This is a genomic window from Marinimicrobium sp. C2-29 (assembly GCF_038419845.1).
In the GTDB taxonomy this organism is placed as follows: Bacteria; Pseudomonadota; Gammaproteobacteria; order Pseudomonadales; family Cellvibrionaceae; genus Marinimicrobium.
In genome coordinates this window covers 118,377-136,388 of record NZ_JBCAQT010000007.1, presented here as the reverse complement: position 1 = coordinate 136,388, position 18,012 = coordinate 118,377, and the positions used below count along the sequence as shown (strand labels likewise).

General features: G+C 58.0%; 11 protein-coding genes. 3 read left to right on the top strand and 8 right to left on the bottom strand.

The window, feature by feature from the left end; translation table 11 throughout:
* Positions 1–1,161, bottom strand: coding sequence for a glutamine-hydrolyzing carbamoyl-phosphate synthase small subunit (gene carA, locus AAE484_RS08760; protein WP_341937997.1), 1,161 nt, complete (start codon positions 1,159–1,161; stop codon positions 1–3).
* Between the two features lie 546 nt (positions 1,162–1,707).
* On the opposite strand from carA, the gene AAE484_RS08755 reads away from it, so the two are divergent.
* From AAE484_RS08755 to AAE484_RS08745, 3 genes are all read left to right on the top strand, one after another.
* A complete protein-coding gene (locus AAE484_RS08755; RefSeq protein ID WP_341937996.1) occupies positions 1,708–4,119 on the top strand; it encodes a LamG-like jellyroll fold domain-containing protein in 2,412 nt (803 codons plus the stop codon).
* A gap of 336 nt (positions 4,120–4,455) precedes the next feature.
* Positions 4,456–5,466, top strand: coding sequence for a GGDEF domain-containing protein (locus AAE484_RS08750; protein ID WP_341937995.1), 1,011 nt, complete (start codon positions 4,456–4,458; stop codon positions 5,464–5,466).
* A 314-nt stretch (positions 5,467–5,780) separates the two neighbouring features.
* Positions 5,781–7,523 (top strand): PQQ-dependent sugar dehydrogenase, encoded by a 1,743-nt coding sequence (locus tag AAE484_RS08745; protein ID WP_341937994.1) that lies wholly within the window; start codon positions 5,781–5,783, stop codon positions 7,521–7,523.
* A 9-nt stretch (positions 7,524–7,532) separates the two neighbouring features.
* On the opposite strand, the gene AAE484_RS08740 is transcribed toward AAE484_RS08745, so the two are convergent.
* The 7 genes from AAE484_RS08740 to AAE484_RS08710 form a co-directional block, all read right to left on the bottom strand.
* Complete coding sequence (locus AAE484_RS08740) at positions 7,533–9,020, bottom strand: class I SAM-dependent DNA methyltransferase (RefSeq protein WP_341937993.1); 1,488 nt, start codon at positions 9,018–9,020, stop codon at positions 7,533–7,535.
* 71 nt (positions 9,021–9,091) lie between these two features.
* A complete protein-coding gene (darG, locus tag AAE484_RS08735; protein WP_341937992.1) occupies positions 9,092–10,153 on the bottom strand; it encodes a type II toxin-antitoxin system antitoxin DNA ADP-ribosyl glycohydrolase DarG in 1,062 nt (353 codons plus the stop codon).
* A gap of 9 nt (positions 10,154–10,162) precedes the next feature.
* The gene (darT, locus tag AAE484_RS08730; RefSeq protein ID WP_341937991.1) at positions 10,163–10,804 is read right to left on the bottom strand and encodes a type II toxin-antitoxin system toxin DNA ADP-ribosyl transferase DarT; all 642 of its coding nucleotides are present in this window, start codon (positions 10,802–10,804) and stop codon (positions 10,163–10,165) included.
* A 96-nt stretch (positions 10,805–10,900) separates the two neighbouring features.
* Positions 10,901–14,053 (bottom strand): helicase-related protein, encoded by a 3,153-nt coding sequence (locus AAE484_RS08725; protein ID WP_341937990.1) that lies wholly within the window; start codon positions 14,051–14,053, stop codon positions 10,901–10,903.
* Positions 14,050–15,843 (bottom strand): phospholipase D family protein, encoded by a 1,794-nt coding sequence (locus AAE484_RS08720; RefSeq protein WP_341937989.1) that lies wholly within the window; start codon positions 15,841–15,843, stop codon positions 14,050–14,052. Before AAE484_RS08720 ends, AAE484_RS08725 begins: the two co-directional genes overlap by 4 nt.
* Positions 15,843–16,988: a DUF6361 family protein gene (locus AAE484_RS08715; protein WP_341937988.1), complete on the bottom strand. Its 1,146-nt coding sequence runs from the start codon at positions 16,986–16,988 to the stop codon at positions 15,843–15,845. The genes AAE484_RS08720 and AAE484_RS08715 overlap by 1 nt, the downstream gene beginning before the upstream one ends.
* Positions 16,989–17,156: 168 nt before the next feature.
* Positions 17,157–18,005 carry a hypothetical protein gene (locus AAE484_RS08710; protein WP_341937987.1) on the bottom strand — a complete coding sequence of 283 codons (849 nt, stop codon included), beginning with the start codon at positions 18,003–18,005 and terminating at the stop codon, positions 17,157–17,159.
* Positions 18,006–18,012 lie beyond the last annotated feature (7 nt).

The window sequence follows — 18,012 nt, the reverse complement described above, 5'->3', positions numbered from 1 at the left end:
TTACTGGCGGCTGTTTTTCATCAATTCAATAAAGTGGTCAAACAGGGCATCGGCATCGTGCGGGCCGGGGCTGGCTTCCGGGTGGCCCTGGAAGCTGAACGCGGGCTTGTCGGTAAGATGAATCCCCTGCAGCGAGCCGTCGAACAGCGAGCGGTGGGTGGCCTTCACATTGGCCGGCAACGTGGACTCGTCGATGGCAAACCCGTGGTTCTGGGCCGTGATCATGACCCGGCTGGTCGCCAGATCCTGCACCGGGTGGTTGGCGCCGTGGTGACCGAATTTCATTTTTTCGCTCTTGGCGCCGCTGGCCAGGCCCAACAGCTGGTGGCCCAGGCAGATGCCAAAGATCGGGGTGTCGGTATCCAGGATGGCCTGGATCGCCTCAATGGCGTAGGTGCAGGGCTCGGGGTCGCCGGGGCCGTTCGCCAGAAAGACGCCGTCGGGATTCATCGCCAGCACGTCTTTTGCCGGGGTCTGTGCGGGAACAACGGTCAGATCACAGCCGCGATCAACCAGCATGCGCAGAATGTTGCGCTTGACCCCAAAGTCATAGGCCACCACTTTAAAGGCCTTCTGCCCCTCGGGAGTGGTGTGACCTTCACCCAGCTTCCAGGTACCCTCGCTCCAGCTGTAGGGCTCCTTGACGCTGACTTCTTTGGCCAGGTCCATGCCCTTCAGGCCGGCAAAGCCCTTGGCTTCGTCCAGCGCCTTGTCCTCGTCGATCTCCCCCGCCATGATGCAGCCGTTCTGGGCACCCTTGTCACGCAGAATCCGGGTCAGACGACGCGTATCGATATCGGCAATGCCGATCACGTTCTGGGCCTTGAGGTACTCCGGCAGGGATTGCTCTTTGCGGAAGTTGCTGGCGAGCATCGGCAGGTCCCGGATCACCAGGCCGGCCGCCCAGCTGCGATCACATTCGGCGTCCTCGGCATTGGTGCCGGTATTGCCGATGTGGGGATAGGTCAGGGTAATGATCTGGCGAGCATAGGAGGGATCGGTCAGAATCTCCTGGTAGCCGGTCATGGAGGTATTGAACACCACCTCTCCCACCGACAACCCCTCGGCACCGATGGCGATACCGCGAAAAATACTGCCGTCTTCAAGTACGAGCACAGCGGGTGTGGAAGCCCCAGTAGTCAAGTCAACCTCCTCAAGCATGGTGGCGCGGCCGTCCGGGCCGGGCGTTTCACGGATTCAGCGAGGCATTCGCTCCCCGGTTCGACTCTGAAGAGCCCAAAAGGTGCGATAATCAGCGATGACTGAAGCAGACTGCGCGCGTGAAAGCCCGGCCGCAGGGTGCAAAAAAGCGAGATGAAACCCCAGCCTCATCTCGCTTTCGTACTGTCCTGCTGACCGGCGGTTTGGCCAAGTGTAATTTCGCGGAATTTTACGCGAGCCGGCCCCGGGTGTCCAATGGAGAATTGGCCTTTTGCTCTGCCGTGACGCCCGGTGAAGGCCAGATGAAGGCCCGGGAATAACTTGTACTACTTTTTATAGCCAATCAGTCTGCCCAAATTACGCCAATTTCAGACGGAAATTTCTCGTAACCCACTGAAATTTATTGATTTATATTGATCATCGCCCAAAATTGTCAAAAAAACCGTCAATTGTATATTGAATATTTCGTCATACAATAAGAAGCAGGGACCGATACGGAAACACCCGTTTTCGCCCCGTCTAATTATAAATAACGAGGTAAAAACCATGATCACGAAGGACCTTTTCAGCCTGTCTGGCGCCCCCTGGGCCGCCGCCATGCTGTTTGCTCTGACCCCGCTGACGGTGTCCGCCACTCCGCTGTCAGACCACCAATGGGCACTGCCCGAGTTCGCCGAAGCCACGGTACACGACCCGTCGGTGATCAAGGTCGACGAGACTTACTATGTTTTCGGCTCCCACCTGGCCGCCGCCAAATCCGATGACCTGATGCAATGGCAGCAGGTGGCCGAGGGGGCCAACGCGGCCAACCCACTGTTTGACGACGTTCAATCCGAACTGCGGGAAACCTTCGAGTGGGCCCAAACCGACACACTCTGGGCCGCCGATGTCATTCAGCTGGCCGATGGCCGCTTCTATATGTACTACAACGCCAGCCGCGGCGACTCTCCCCGCTCCGCCATGGGCCTGGCGGTGGCTGACGACGTTGAAGGGCCCTACCGCAACCAGGGCATTTTTCTGCGCTCGGGCATGTGGGGCCAACCGAGTGAGGACGGCACCATCTATGATGCCAGGGTGCACCCCAACGTGGTTGATCCCCACGCCTTCTATGACGCCGAAGGCAAGCTGTGGATGACCTACGGCTCCTACTCCGGCGGCATATTCATTTTCGAGATGGACCCGGAGACCGGATTTCCGCTGCCCGGCCAGGGCTACGGCAAACACCTGATGGGCGGCAACCACAGCCGCATCGAAGCCCCCTATATCCTCTACAGCCCGGAAACGGAGTACTACTACCTGTTCACCTCTTTCGGTGGCCTGGCGGCCGACGGTGGCTACAATGTGCGAATCGCGCGCTCACGCCAGCCTGATGGCCCCTATTATGACGCCGAAGGCAATGATATGGCGGATGTGAAATCGGACCCGTCACTGCCACTGTTCGACGATGCCAGCATTGAGCCCTTCGGCACAAAAATCCTGGGCAACCACCTGTTTACCCGCGAACTGGGCGAAGCTGGCGAGGGCGCTGGCACCGGCTATGTTTCCCCGGGTCACAATTCGGCCTATTACGACGAGGAGACGGGCCAGTACTTTCTGATCTTCCACAGTCGCTTCCCCTATAGCGGTGAACGTCACAACGTACGGGTCAACGAGTTGCTGATGAACGATGAAGACTGGCTGGTGGCAGCACCCTACCGCTATGCGGCCAAGGTCCCCGTGGACGATGGCCGTCCGGGCAAAAGCGAAGGGTCGCACCCGACTCATCACGTTCAGCGCCCCAGCGTGGTGGGTGACTACAAGCTGATCCTGATGGACAAAACCCTGACCGCCGAGATCGAGACCTCACAGTTCGCTGAGCTCACCAACGATGGCCGCATTCGCGGGGATCTCGAAGGCCGGTGGTGGTTTGGCGGCAACAATCAACTGTCAATCGCGCTTGAGAACGATGGCTACGAGGGCGTGCTCTCCTACCAGTGGAACGAGACCGCCGAGCGTTTCGACCTGACCTTCAGCGCGCTCTCTGACGCCGGCTTTCCCCTCTGGGGCAGCCGCCTGCCCGACCGGGAGATTGACGAGGTGTTGAACGCGATCCTCGACGATATCGAGTTCAGTCAGACTCTCGTGCAGAGCGACCTCGAGCTTCCGACCACGGCCACACGCAACGCCACCATTGAGTGGTCCTCCTCCGCTCCCCAGTGGATCAGCACTGATGGCCAGGTCAACCGCCCGGAACACGGCGAAGGCAACCAGACCGTTACTCTCCAGGCCACCGTGCACTACGAGGGCGAGCAGAGCACCCGTGACTACGAGTTGACGGTGCGTGAACAGGCGCCAGATGGCCTGCTGGCTCACTACGACTTTAACGGTGATCTGAACGACGCATCCGGGCAGCAGAGCGCGGGTACGGTAAGTGGCGCTCGCATCGACATGGCAGGGGGACAGATCAATTTCGTCTCTGGCGTGGGCGGTGAAGCGGCCTATTTTGATGGTCAGAGCGGTATTCGCCTGCCCAATGGGCTGATCTCCAGCCACACCTACACCGTCAGCTTCTGGCTCAACCCCAGCGCACTGAATGCCTTCACCACCACCTTTTTCGGTGCCCGGGACCCGAACAGCTGGATCAGTTTCCTGCCAATGGGGCACGGCTTTGCCAACGGTGAAACCATGCTCTGGTCAGGCACTCTCTGGTATGACGCCGCCACCGGCATGAACATCCCCACGGATGCCTGGAGCCACGTTGCGTTCACGGTGAATGAAGGGGCGCTCTCGGTCTATATCGATGGGGTCGAGCGGTACTCGGGCGCGGGCTTCCCGGACGTCTTTACCCATGACTCGGGGGCATTCAGCCTGGGCGTCAACTGGTGGGACCTGCCCTACGAGGGCGCCATGGATGAGCTGCGGGTGTACGAGAAACCGCTCTCAGCCAGTGAGGTGTTTGAGCTCTATCAGACCCCCTGACAAACCGCTACCGCTTCGGTAATCTGCCGCACGGCCTGCCTTCAGGCAAGCCGTGCGGCGACTGAAGCCCCTCGCTCAGCCTTCCAGGCCAAAGCCTCCTTCCCCCTTCCCGTCAAAAACCTCAATCCGGGAGTTCATTGAGCCCTTCCACTCAAGCAGGCCATTCAAGCAGGCCGTTCATCGACTTTATCTCGACCGGACCGCCCACAAGGCCAAATATAATGATTTATGCGCCAAAATATCTGTACAACCGCCTCCTCATGGGGCACCATTGAATCATGTAAAGCGCGGCTGGCAGCCTGCCGTGTCCCTACTCAGCCACAGCGAGACGTTCGAATGCTTCACAGGCTGCGGAACAACTTCCAGCTCTCAGTCATCACGCTGATGAGTGCCTTTTCGGTTATCGGCATCACCCCTTTTGCGGTCTGGCGCTTTCTGCGCGGCGAACCTCTGATTGGCACCATCGATTTGGCCATTGTGGGCGGCATTGTGGCCGCCATGATCTATGCCTGGCGCACCAATGATGTGGCCCGTACCGGATTCGTGCTGGCACTGGGGCCCTGCACTGGTGGTGCCGTGGCGGTCGCCACCCTGGTGGGCGAAGCGGGGCTCCTCTGGCTGTATCCCGCCCTGATCTGCAGCTTTATCCTGACCAAGCCCGCTATTGCGGCCCTGCTACCACTGGGCGCACTGCTGTTTTTACTGGTGGAGGGTTCCGCGTTCACCTCTGAACAGCAGATGTATTCTTACTCGATTACCCTTCTGGTTGTCTGTGCCTGCACCTATGTCTTCGCCCGGCGCAGTGAGGAACAGCGCAACCTGCTCGAACATCTGGCGCTACTGGATCCGCTGACCGGCGTGAAAAACCGGCGCTCCATGGACGAGGAGCTCAATCGCGCTGTGGCGGACCATGCCCGCAATAAAACCGCCTACGGACTGGTATTGACCGATCTGGACCACTTCAAGGTGATCAATGACGAGCACGGGCACGCTGCTGGGGACGAAATACTCAAGGCGTTTGTCGAGCTGCTGAAACTGAACATCCGACGCTCCGACCAGATTTTCCGCTACGGCGGCGAAGAGTTTGTCATTCTGCTACCCACCGTCAACCAGGCCAGCCTGCAGGCGGCCATCAGCCACGTCCAGGACGTGGTCCGACGATCCCTCAAAAGCCCTTCCGGCCCGGTCACCGCCTCCTTCGGAACGGCTCTGCTTCGTGATTCGGAATCGGCCACCGACTGGCTCGACCGCGCCGACCGGGCGCTGTATCAGGCCAAAGAGCAGGGGCGTGACTGTATTGTCGCGGATGAAGAGACCGACGAAAAAGCAACAAAAGGCGGAAGCTAACGACAGCTCGCCAAAGTGAGCGGGCGTTCACAGCAACCCCGCCTGCCTGGCGATAGAGTAAAGTAATGGGGTAGGAGACCAGTTACAGCTCGTGGGAGGATCCATGCGCGGCCCGACATTGCTTTTTTACTCATGATCATGCTCACTGGCTGCGGCGGTTCCGGCGGCTCAGACCGGGGCAATGGTTCCAGTAGCTCCGCCACTTCAAGCGCCTCCAGTTCGGCGCCCGACCCGGCTATCAGCGGCCTGGACGAGCGCCCGGTCAACGACACCTGTCGGGCGGGCCCGATGGCGGTTGTTGTGTCAGCCAGCTGGTGCGCTACACGCGCAACCAGGCCGGCACAGGACTGGACCCGGAATCCGCCCGGGTTCTGCTCAGTTTTACACCACCCTACGAGAACCACTTCGGCGGCCATCTGGCATTTGACGAGCAGGGCTATCTGTACCTGAGCCTCGGTGACGGTGGCTCGGCGGGTGATCCGGGGAACCGGGCCCAGAACACCAGTAATATCCTCGGGGGCATGATCCGGCTGGATGTGGACGGTGAGGCGCCCTACGCCATTCCCGACGACAACCCCTTTGCCGGGGAATCCGGCTTTCTGTGCAACTCCGACCAGCAGATGGAGGACAAGCAGGCCGCCGGGGGCAACTGCCCGGAGCTCTACGCCTGGGGCCTGCGCAACCCCTGGCGCTGGTCCTTCGATCCGGCCACCGGCGATCTCTGGTTAGCGGATGTGGGCCAGTCTGAATGGGAGGAAGTCAACCTGATCGAACGCGGGGGCAACTACGGCTGGCGCATCCTCGAGGGCGCACACTGCTATAACCCGTCCAGCGGCTGCCAGACCACCGGCCTCATTGACCCGGTCGCGGAAGTCCCCCAGCCGGATTTCCAGTCCATCACCGGCGGGGTGGTCTACCGGGGAGAGGCCATCCCCGCGCTGGAGGGCCAATATCTGTTCAGGGACTATCTCACCGGCCCCCTTCTGGCCCTGAGCGAGAACGATGACGGCGGCTGGGACACCGATTATCTGCTGGACGATACCGGCCTGAATATCGCCTCCTTCGCTCGTGATCAGGCGGGGGAAGTCTATCTTCTGGACTACAGTGGCGGCATCTACCAACTGGTGGCCGACGACACGGCGGAGGACGCCAACGCGCCCGCGCGCGAGCTGGCCGACACTGGCTGCGTCAATCCCGATGCTCCCCGGGAGCCGGCATCAGGCCTGATTCCTTACGACCTGCAGGCGCCCTTCTGGTCCGATGGGGCCGACAAGCGGCGCTGGATTGCCCTGCCCGAGGGCGAGTCCATCACCCTCGACTCGGATCAGGACTGGCAGCTGCCACCAGACAGCGTGGTGGTCAAAAACTTTTACCTGAACGAGGAATTGATCGAAACCCGCCTGTTCAAGCACCACACCGACGGTCAATGGGCCGGTTACAGCTACGCCTGGAATAGCGACGGGACCGGCGCCGAGCTGGTCCAGGGAGGCGCGGTGCTCGAGCGCCAGGGGCAGGAGTGGATCTACCCGAGCGGTAGTGAGTGCTTACAATGCCACACCCAAGCGGCGGGCCGCACCCTGGGCCTGGAAACCGCCCAGCTCAACCGCGACTTCACCTACCCCAGCACCGACCGGCGCGCCAACCAACTGGACACGCTGACCGCCGTAGGGGCCCTGGCCGGCGAGCCGGACGCAGCGCCGCTCGCCGACCCGGGCGACGAAACAGCGCCGGTGCCCGACCGTGCCCGCGCCTACCTGCACACCAACTGCGCCCAGTGCCACCGCCCCGAGGGGCCCACCAACGTCGATATGGACCTGCGCGCCACTACCGCCCTGCCGGCAATGAACCTGTGTGATGTGCCGGTGCAGAGCGGGGAGCCGGACGAGCGCCGCCTGGTGCCGGGAAACGCCGACGCCTCGGCATTGGTAGAACGCATGGCCCTGCGCGACCACGCCGACCAGATGCCGCCGATCGGCAGCGCCCTGGTGGACGAGGAAGGCGAAGCCCTGTTGCGGGAGTGGATCAACGGCCTGCTGGCCGAGGCTTGCGAGAACTGACTGGCGGCTTTAAGTATTGAGCTCAGTCAGCACTTTTCGGAAGCTGTCCAGCCCCGCCTCCAAGTTCTCAATAATCTCCTCAGCCAGCTCATCAGGCTCGGGGAGGTTATCGAGATCTGTGAGGCTCTTATCTTTCAGCCAGAACACATCCAGGCTTGTCTTATCGCGGGCGATCAGCTCCTCATAGGAATATTTGCGCCAGCGCCCCTCCGGATTCTTCTCAGCGTGCCAGGTACTGCGCCGCTTGTGGCGGTTCTCCGGTTTATAGCATTTGATGAACTCAGCCAAGTCCTCATACCGCAACGGCTTCTTTTTGAGTGTGTGGTGAATATTGGTGCGGTAGTCGTAGTACCAGACACTCTTGGTCCAGGCCTTGGGGCTGGCTTCGCGGTTATCGAAAAAGAGGACGTTCGCCTTAACCCCATGGGCGTAGAAGATCCCGGTTGGCAGGCGCAGGATGGTGTGCAGGTCGGTATTTTCCAGCAGTTTCTTGCGGATGGTTTCACCCGCGCCGCCCTCAAACAGCACGTTGTCCGGCACCACTACCGCCGCCTTGCCTGTGGTTCTCAACATAGTGCGGATATGCTGCACAAAATTGAGCTGCTTGTTGGAGGTGGTCGCCCAAAAGTCCTGACGGTTGTACGTCAGTTCATCGGTTTCCTGCTCGCCTTCCTCATTGGTAAAGCTCATAGAGCTCTTCTTACCAAAGGGCGGGTTCGCGAGAACATAGTCAAAGGTCTTGTCGCTGGCAGCCACGAGGGCATCATTGGGAGATACCAGGCTATCGCCATCAATTTCGCCAATATTATGCAGGAACATATTCATCAGGCACATTCGGCGGGTATTGGCGACAATTTCGTTTCCGTAAAACGTGTCGTGCTTCAAAAAGGTCTTTTGCGCCTTATCCAGCTTGTAGTTGTCCGGGTTGGTAATGAAATCATAGGCCGCCAGAAAGAAACCACCGGTGCCACAAGCCGGGTCGGCAATGGTCTTCTTCGGTTCGGGCTGAATACACTCCACCATCGCGCGAATCAAGGCCCGCGGTGTAAAGTATTGGCCAGCGCCGGATTTGGTGTCTTCGGCGTTCCTTTCCAGCAAACTCTCGTAAATATCCCCTTTGACGTCGGCATCCAATACAGCCCACTGAACGCTATCCACCATATCAATCAAACGATAGAGCTTGGCCGGATCCTGGATTTTGTTTTGCGCCTTGGTAAAAATTTGCCCCAACATGCCTTTGTGGGTGCCCAAAGCACGCAACAATTCCACATAATGCACCTCCAGATCGGCACCACGCTTGGTTTTAAGCACCTGCCAACTGTGCTTTTTGGGGATCCCCACGTTGCGACTATAAGGCGGCTTGGAGTACTCGTCGGCCATTTTCAGGAAAATCAGGTACGTCAGTTGCTCTAAGTAATCACCATAGCCGACACCGTCGTCACGCAAGGTCGTACAAAAGCTCCAGACTTTGGAAACAATCGGGGCTGTAGGGCTCATAAATCAATTTTCCGTGTTCAATAGAAGACCTCCCCGCGCGGGGCGGGGAGGTTCAAAACGTTCTGAGGATATTACGCTGCAGAGGCTTCGGGCAGCGGCGGAAGCCAACCTTTTTGGACAAGGATATCCACCGCTATTTTAATCTGTCTGGTGGTAAATTGCTGCTTTCGCTCGCTCCAGGCGTGAATACGATTAACGACATCACTAAAAGTATTTACCGATTCGTTTTTTACAACCCAGTGCACCGTAGAGAGAAGTTCCAACCCATAAGGTGTCTCAAACCCTTCAACCAAATCCGAGACCTGCTCAAAGCGAGCATGCGTTTCCGGATGCTTATCCAGGAAGACCGCTGCATCCTTCGAAGCTCCGGGAACCAATTGTAAAGGTTTATTCGGCTGATCACCGCCGTCGGCGTAGCCCGAGACCAAATGGCCTTCGACTGCCTTCAAGACGTGCCTCAGATTTTCAGCGTACGGACCATAAAGCCCTTTTTGATACTTGAGATTTAGAGGCTCACCCGCATCCTGCATAAAATACATTAGCTTGTGTAATTCAAGCAGGCTGATAGAGGGGTCCAGCAGCCCCCGAAAATAGCGGTCCATTAACTCCACCAACGCGGCGCGGCCAGCCGTCATCTTGGGCACTTTCTTGTTGCGCACCATTTTTTCAGCGACGGGAGCGCCTTTAGGCTCGTAGACCTTGACCACGACATCTTCCAATGATGATAACTTGTCCTCGATAAGCACTTTAACATCGTCCCAGCGCAAGCCGCCCAAGCCACTCCCCAAGGGAGGGATGGCAATCGACTGGATCTGGTGCCGACGGATGGTTTGTGCCAAGGAAACCAGCCCGGCATCGACGTCTTCCAGTCTGCTCGCGCCGCGCCAATGACGCTTGGTTGGGAAGTTGATGACAAAGCGCGGGCTTGTCAGCTGCCCGACTTCGTAAACGAACATCTGCCCTGGGCGCACCTCATTGTGCTTGCAGGCTTCCGCATAAGCTTTGAAGTTGCCGGGAAAGGCGTTCTTAAACTGAAGCGCAATGCCGCGCCCCATCACACCCACACAGTTTACCGTGTTAACGATGGCTTCGGCATCATCCTGCAGAATGTCACCTTTAGTGTATTCAATCATTTGAGCCACCTAGTAATACCACTCTTTTATAATCTCTACGTGTGACCTCGCCCCCACGGCAGCCAGTGCGTCTTTGGCCCGTTGATAAGCCCTTTCAGAATAGACACCCACCCTTTCCACCAATTCCCATGGGAAGCTGGCTTCCAAGAGGAACTCTGCCTGTTTGGCCTCTTTGCAGGCCTGCCACTCCCGGGCCTGTATCGACGTCCAGTCTAGCTCATTGAGCTGTGCCAAACTGGTACGGTCTTCAAAGTACCGGGAGCCAGCATTCGACAGCGTAAATGCCCAACGTCTGGCATTTTGCTCCGCCCAGGTCACAGTGTCGTGTAAATCCGCCTCCAAATGAATAATCGGCTCCTGCCCACCCCTATAGATCAGCTCCGGGTGATTGCTTTTATTTATCAGGTAAAGCATGACCGAACGCGGGCAAAAGTAAAAAGGCACACACTGCCCCACGTACAACCCCTGATGGCCATCCAGGCTCAATTCGTTCAGCCGCCTGTCCTTGATACCGCTCATACCTATGGTGGTACCCGGCATTGGCTGGGCCGCTACGGCCGCATCGCTCCACAAGCAACCTTGAGCCAGAATCGAGGGCAGCCGGTCAACATGGACGATATGGTAGATTTTGGGTTTCTCCGGTACCGCCACTTGCGCTAGCCCTTATCTTCCGTTTTGTGCACTTATGGCGATACTATACCGCTGATGGGCCTGTCGCGCCTAGAGCGAGGCTTAACCATCAGCTACCTAGCTCTGTCTTAAGGCTAGCGGGGCCAGATCGATAGACCACTCTTCCAACTGCTCTCTCGTAATCTGGGATTGGTCCAGCAGGTCCAATAGCTCCTCCTGTCGTGGCTGGCCGAAGACGACCCGATAGGCCGCCAGCTGGCGCTTCAATTTGGCAAACGCCTCAACTTCACTGGTGTAGGGTAAGGCTGGTACATGCCGCTCGATCTTGGCGTCTCCGGGTGCCACCCAATACGGCACCAGCTCACTGCGCTCAGCTTCTCTTGCAGCCCGGTTCGCCAGCTCGAAAATTTTCTCCCACAGATTCTCTTGCTGGCGCCAGCTCTCCAAGGCTTCAGAGGAGAAGCGGGCGGCCACATTCTTGCGCACCGCATGACCTTTGTAGCGGTGTACGCGACCTTCCCGTTGCTCCATATCCACCGGGTTACCGGGGAGGTTCCAATGGATGATGCGGTGACACCAGGGGTGAAAGTCCAGCCCTTCCTGGCCGACCGACGTACTGCACAGCAGAAACGGCCTGAAGGGACTATTAAACGCCTTGCGCACTACGTCCTGGTTCAGGACGTTCTCATCAGACTGCAGATGCCCCAGGCGCAGGGCAAATATCATCCTCAAGTGCAGCTCCTCGGATTCAACACGCCCGCCCTTGACGCTATAACAGCGCGCCAATGCGCGCGACGGCCTGGGCTCCACCATTTCCACCACATCACTGACACACTGGCGACAGACGTCGTCTACACCTTCCCCCGGCGCCCAACCATGCTGCTCTGAGAGCAGGTGCCAGGTTTCGTCCAGCACGGCCTGCAAGTTGCCATCGCGACAATAGAGCAGCACCTTGTGCCAGTAGGCATCTTCGTCGGCAGATCCCGCCACATAAAGCTGGCGGAGCAGACGAATCACCGCTGGACGGTTGAACAGACGCCAGAAGGAATAGGCCGCCCGCGCCGACAACTCCCGGCGAACGTCAGTCGATATACCATCAACATCGAGCATGCGGGCGGCCAACACCGAGGGCGAGCCCAAGGCAAGGTCGGTAACCATATCTACCAGATCGTCCGGCCGCCGGCCCAAGGTACTGACATCCAGGCTTAGCAAGTCATCAATATAGCCGGGCAGGTATTCCGGGTTGGGACGATACTCTGGCCTAGTGTCGTCCCACGGCCATGCCTCCAGAAACCCCTGCATCCCCGGGTCCAGCAGCAAAGGGGCTGCCCACTCCCAGCGACTGTCCACCGCACCCTCCTGAGGGTTGGGCAACTCATCCAGCAGTTCCGCCACCCGATTCCGCACCCATTCTTTTCGATCGGCACCTTCGGGAGCGGCCAGCGGATGGGCTTTATCGGCAAGGGTGAGACAGGGCAACAACAGCAATAGCAAACGATGACGTGACCGGGAGCCGCCGGACTCTGTCAAACGCAATAGCGGGCTCTGTTGGCGATCCGGTTCCTCGTATCTACCAAACTCCGGCCCGAGCATACGCCGTTCCGCTTCATAGCTGAGCAGCCCACTAACGACATCCGGCACCATATTCCAGGCGGAAAACAACAGCGCCTTACTCTGCCCCTGCTGGCCTTCAAAGGCGCCGGCCAGAGGCCAATAAGGCACGGTTGGTGGCATCCACAGCAGCTTCCAAAGGCCGACATCAATCAAGCGTCGGCTGAGATCCCGCAGCTTGGCGTGTGCCGCCGGTATCGGTTGCAGCTTGGACACGGCGTTATAAGAAAGCAGACTGCTTTCGTGCTCTGAAAACACTTTGGCAAGTTTGCCCGGGAAGGTCTGGAGTGTCTCCTGAATCCGCTCATTGACTTTATAGCGATGCATAAAGTTGGTGAGATAGGGGGCAGCCTTCCAGTACGCCATAGGGTCTCGGTCGCCCACCGCCCGGAATACCGCATCCGCCGCAAGATATTGGCGCACATCCTCTGCCTCTACCGCCACCGCCCCGGCGGGCTCGCTCACCATGCCGTCGTGCTCTTCGGTTTCGCCCACCCGCTCAGTGCGCGCCATCACCTCACGCAAGCACTGCTCAAGCTCGGCTTTGGCCGGCACAATACGTTCTACCTCACCACTTGCAGCGCGTCGCAGCGCGCGGCCATAATCATTCACTGCCGACTTCAGGCGAGCAACACGCTGGTCGTCGTGGCCGAGCAAGAAGGCGGTGGTAGCAATAAAGTCCTGGTAATGGTCTTCCTGCTCAATCTCTGCATCAGTGGTAAACAGCTTGTAGGGCGTGGCGGACAGCAACAACACCTTGGCCACATCGCCCCCGGATGACTCCGCATTGAATAACGCCTGGGCGATCTCCGCTGCCGGGTCGGATTCTGCCTGTTTTGGGTCCAACAGCGTTTTAAATCTCTGGAACTCATCCACGACAACCAGATCCGGCTCCAGCGCCGCCACGCAGACCTCGGCCAGCAGTTGGCGTAGCTCACCAATCAGACGACGACGGGTCCGGCTCACCTCTTTCGGGTAGATCTCACGGTAACGGGAAAAGTGTAGTGCCACTGTCTGGTGGAGTTCAGCCTGCAAGCGTTTGCTTACTTTGAGGCGCTGGCGAAAACGCTTGGCGATTCCTTTCTCCAAAGGTAGTGGGTTATCCCTAAGCGCACTCCGCCAACTCTTTCGGTTCTTCACCTGCCCTTGAAAGAAATTCATTAAGCCCACACGCGGCTCGACCACCCCATCGAGCAGGTGGAACAACACCTGCCTCTCTTCACTCTTTCCGGCCGAATTGCCCATGTTAAAAGAGGTGCCGGGAGTAAAACTGACGAAATTGAGTTTACTATCGGCCAGCCCTTTTTGACCTTCCGTCGGCGCCAACTCCGTGGCCAGCATGGTTAACCGGGACGCCAGCGATAGGCTCGTCTCGTTATCGCCCGAAATACGCAACTTGGGTAAATTGGAACGGGCGATACTCTGATTGCTGCAGATGTAAATAATGTCGATGCGGTCAACATCTAGCCACAGTCGCTCCACCGCCTTGGCGATCACACCCCGTGCTACCAGTGTTTTACCAAGGCCCACTTCATCGGCCACCAAAAACCGGCCGGGGCTATCGGCCGCTTCGAACAACTGGTGAAAGGCGTGATCCACGGTTCGCAGCTGAAAGCCCTTGAGCGGGGCCAGAATTTTTTCCGTATCTGGAGGGTTCATGAGCTTAACCTCTCGTCCAATACCGCATCCACCACCTGCCACAACTCATAAAGCTCATCTGAGACGATCTCACGCCCCTCTTCCGATTCACGCAAGTCGGCAATCAAACGCCGGATGGGGACCAACCGCTGAGGGTCACGGGAAGCGCTGCGCAGTATATCCTCCAGCAGTGGCTCACCTCGCAAGCCCTGAGTGCTGGAAAACTGCCACGCATCACCCGTTTTGTCTCCGATCAAATGGTTCATTTCTTCCAGGCCGCCGAGCAAGGCGCGCAACAGCTGCAAGAAACGCTCGGGGCTGTCAATTAACGTGCGCAGCACATGGTGCAGGCGGGATTCGGGCATTCCCGTTGCGGCCAACTTGAGCACAAAGCGCAACTCGTCTTTATAGCCAACCACTTTCAAGCTGAAGGCCACAAAGGCGGTAAGCCGCGCGATGGGCAACGCCCAGCTGACATCCTCACAGAACGTCTTAGCCTGATGTTCCTCGACAGAGAGCGGCCAGACACTCACCTGCACACCTTCGGGCACCTCGACATGTCCCTGTACCGCAAGCTGCCAATCCTGCTCGGCGGAATGACAAGCAACCTTTAGTTCGGACCCCAGCAATGCGTCCTGCGCCTGCTTCAGTTTTTCAGCCACTTCCAGCGCCTCATCACTCTCGGGCATGCGCTCTTGGGGCTGATAGTCTTCACACAAATTCAGAAACCCGGCATTCAGAAACTGATCAATACCCACGCCTTTGTCGCCGCCCGACCGACCTTTGGGGCCTGATATGGATGCCATCACCTCCACGTTCCTTCCACTGAAAGCGGCATCGGTCAGATTAGCCGAACCGATAAACCAGGTTGCCTGATGCCCCTGCTCGAATACCAGCGCCTTGGCGTGCAAGCCGGAAGGCCTATGGTGGGAACCATCCTCCGGCTCCCCTTCCGCCGATGAATGGAGTACCCGAATACCGCCATCCCAATCCTCGTTCAGGTCTTCCGTCAGCTTTGCCAGCTCCTCGGAACGACTCACCAATTGAGACTCATGCGTCGCAATCCATGCAACGGAGTGAAGGGTTTTGGCGGAGACGAAAGGAGCAATCGCCAGCACACGCCGGGCCTGCTCCACCGGCTTCCACAAGGCCCCCTTTTTACCCAGCCCGAGCACTTGAAAGTCCAGTTGCCCGGTAAAGCCTTCCGGCGCCGGAAATACCGTACGCTGCACTTCACTCGCCAGCTGCTCTATGGCCGATGCCCTGTCCTTTTGCTGTGGCTCCCGACCTAAAGCGGGTAGCCGCCGCAGTAGCGTGGCCAGGGGCTTGCTGGCTGCCACTACTTTTTTGCCGACCGTGGCCTCTGAGGTCAGCGCCAGATCCCAGGAGCGATCAAAGGTCAGATTGCGCGAGGCCACGGACACCCGAATCAGTGGCGGGCGATCTTCCGACACAAACCGCGCCACCCACACCTTTGGGTGAAAAGCACCGCCATTGGGTGCTCTTACCGGGTGAACGCTGGCCTCCAAAGCGCTATAAAGCGCGCGGCTGTTCCCGGGTATGGCAACGCCACCCTCATCAACAAATACCTGAACCCGCTCACCCGCTTCACGTAAGGCTTCCAGCAGCAACAAGGGATCCTGCAATAACTCTTCAACCCCCTCTTCAGCCTGCGCCAACACCGCCAGCGGCAGCGCCAGCAGCACCTCCAGATCCAGGCTATAGGTCGTCAGTACCGTAAAATCCAGCCTGTAACCGGGCGGCGGCTTTAACTGGTCCATGGCCACGATACGGGAATCCGGAGACAACATCAGCGAGCCAGCCCTTCATGCAAGTCAGTCAATAACCGGCGCACCTGGCTCCACCGGAACTGCATGCGGCCCACCCCAACGCTGCCTCGCCAATCACTCAAGCGCCCTTTATTGGCAAGCCTGGCCCGATGCGCGCCCTTGAGCTGACGTTCCCGCAGCTCAATCAAGGAGCGTATTTCAGAACTCTCGAGTAATTGTTCAGCCTCACCGTCGCGGAGCAAATCCAGCCAGCGCTCAACAAAACGCCGCTGCAGTGCCGGGCAACGCACCTGCTGCCGAGCGACAAAGGCCCACAACGTATCGGCCCGAAAATTCTGTAAATCTCCCTGTGCTCGGGCCAGCCACTCGGTGAACGCCTGGCGATAGCCCTGCGCCAACGCCCTATCCGAATCGGACTGGTTCACTTCGCCCCGCTTCTCTGCCAGCATCAGGTTGTAAAATAAGGGCGCCCCTTCCACGACCAGCGAGAACTGCCGAGCCAACTCCAGGGTATGGGCGATCTCATCTGGTAGGTTCCTCTGCGACAGGAGCTCCCACAAGCTATCGGGCAACACTTCCGTCGCGTGATCCGCCAGCCAGGCCAGCAGTGAGCCTTTGCACTGCGTCACAAGCTGAGCCTGAACAAACTCCGCCTCTTGGCGGGTCAAATCAAACGTGATATCGGAAGGAAACCCAGCAGGGGGAGAAGGCAAGCGCGGATGCCAAGTAAAACGCATGGATTGAAGCACACCAGGGTCATCAGCAGTAACTTCGGGCCGCCGTTCGCGGCGTAACTCTGAGAAATGGGTGTGATACCAACTGAGGCTTTGTTGGGGCACAAAAATCCCCCAGCGTGACAAGGCGAACCAATACACGCTGCTGGGCAGCCGCGCCAGCGACTTTCGGGCCTGAACACCGATCACGCCGTCTTCACCGGTAACCGCAAGATGGTCTATAAGCTCAATTTCCTTCTTGCGAGCCGCCTCAGCCACATCACCACCGGCGCCCCGGTGTTCCAATATTTGATACAGCCAGGGCACAAAAATGACATACCGCAAGCGCGTATGAAGGACCGAGGTACCGGGGAACAAGGCATCAGAAAAAGCATCGCGCAGACTGCCCAGCCCAAGCTCATCGACGGTACCCTGCTCACTGAACAGGTCCAAGATGCTACGGACCTTGTTCCGGTCCGAGGAGGTGAGATCTAGCCAACTAATTGAGGCTGACATACCCGTCCTCGAGCAGCAGTTTGACGTTGGCCCAGTTCGCGTCTTGGTGATTAGAGGCAGCAGCAACGACGAGCGTTGAAAGTAGACCGGCGAGAGTGTTCATAGCTACTCTTGGGGCTCGGGAAACAGTTCTACCAAAGCAGACACAATAATAAGTAGCGCTTTCGCTACTTCTCGGGTGAATGCGCTGTCAGGTTCATCGTGATGTGGCGCAGTATGCAAGGCGTTATACACACTATTGCGCAGGACGAGCGTACGGTCATCCAAAGACATGGCTTCACGGCTCTCTTTTTCTTGAGAAGATCGCGTCGCGTTAGTAATAGCCTCTTTGTCTTTTCTCCTGGTGCGCAGTTTTTCTTCTGTCTTACGAAGGTCGGTAACGCATTCTCGGTAAAGTCCCGCATCGAAATGCTCTCTTGCCTTGCGAAGGTTAGCGTAGACTGAGTCAGCGTCAGACGCACTGTCTTCGGGAAAAGCCAGCTCATGGAACAGGTATTTCTTGTAGCCACAATTGGTTAACCTACTAACCCAATCTTGAGCGCTCATCCGCCAGGCATCGCCGTTAACATGCCAACCTTCAAAGCTTCCATCTCTATTGATCACTCGGAGGGAGGCATTTACCTCTACAAAAAAATCCTTACCGTTACGCTCTTTCTCAAATGCTTCCAATTGTGCATGACTGATAAAACCATGGAATGCTAATGTGTCATCATATTCATCACGAAATGGTTCAGGGGCATAAGCTTGCTTAAGGTCAAATGCATTCCAGACTATGTTCTTACCTGCAACCTTGAGCTGCATCGCCCCAGATAGAGGAGTCGTCAGGCGGCCAAACTTAGTAGCTCGACCCGTCAGAGAGATATCAACCCATGCTCCGGCTAAGGCGGGTGTAGCGATCAATGAGATCGACGAGCCTCTAAAGGTGACCGAGCTATCTTTTTGAAAGTCAAACATCTTGTAT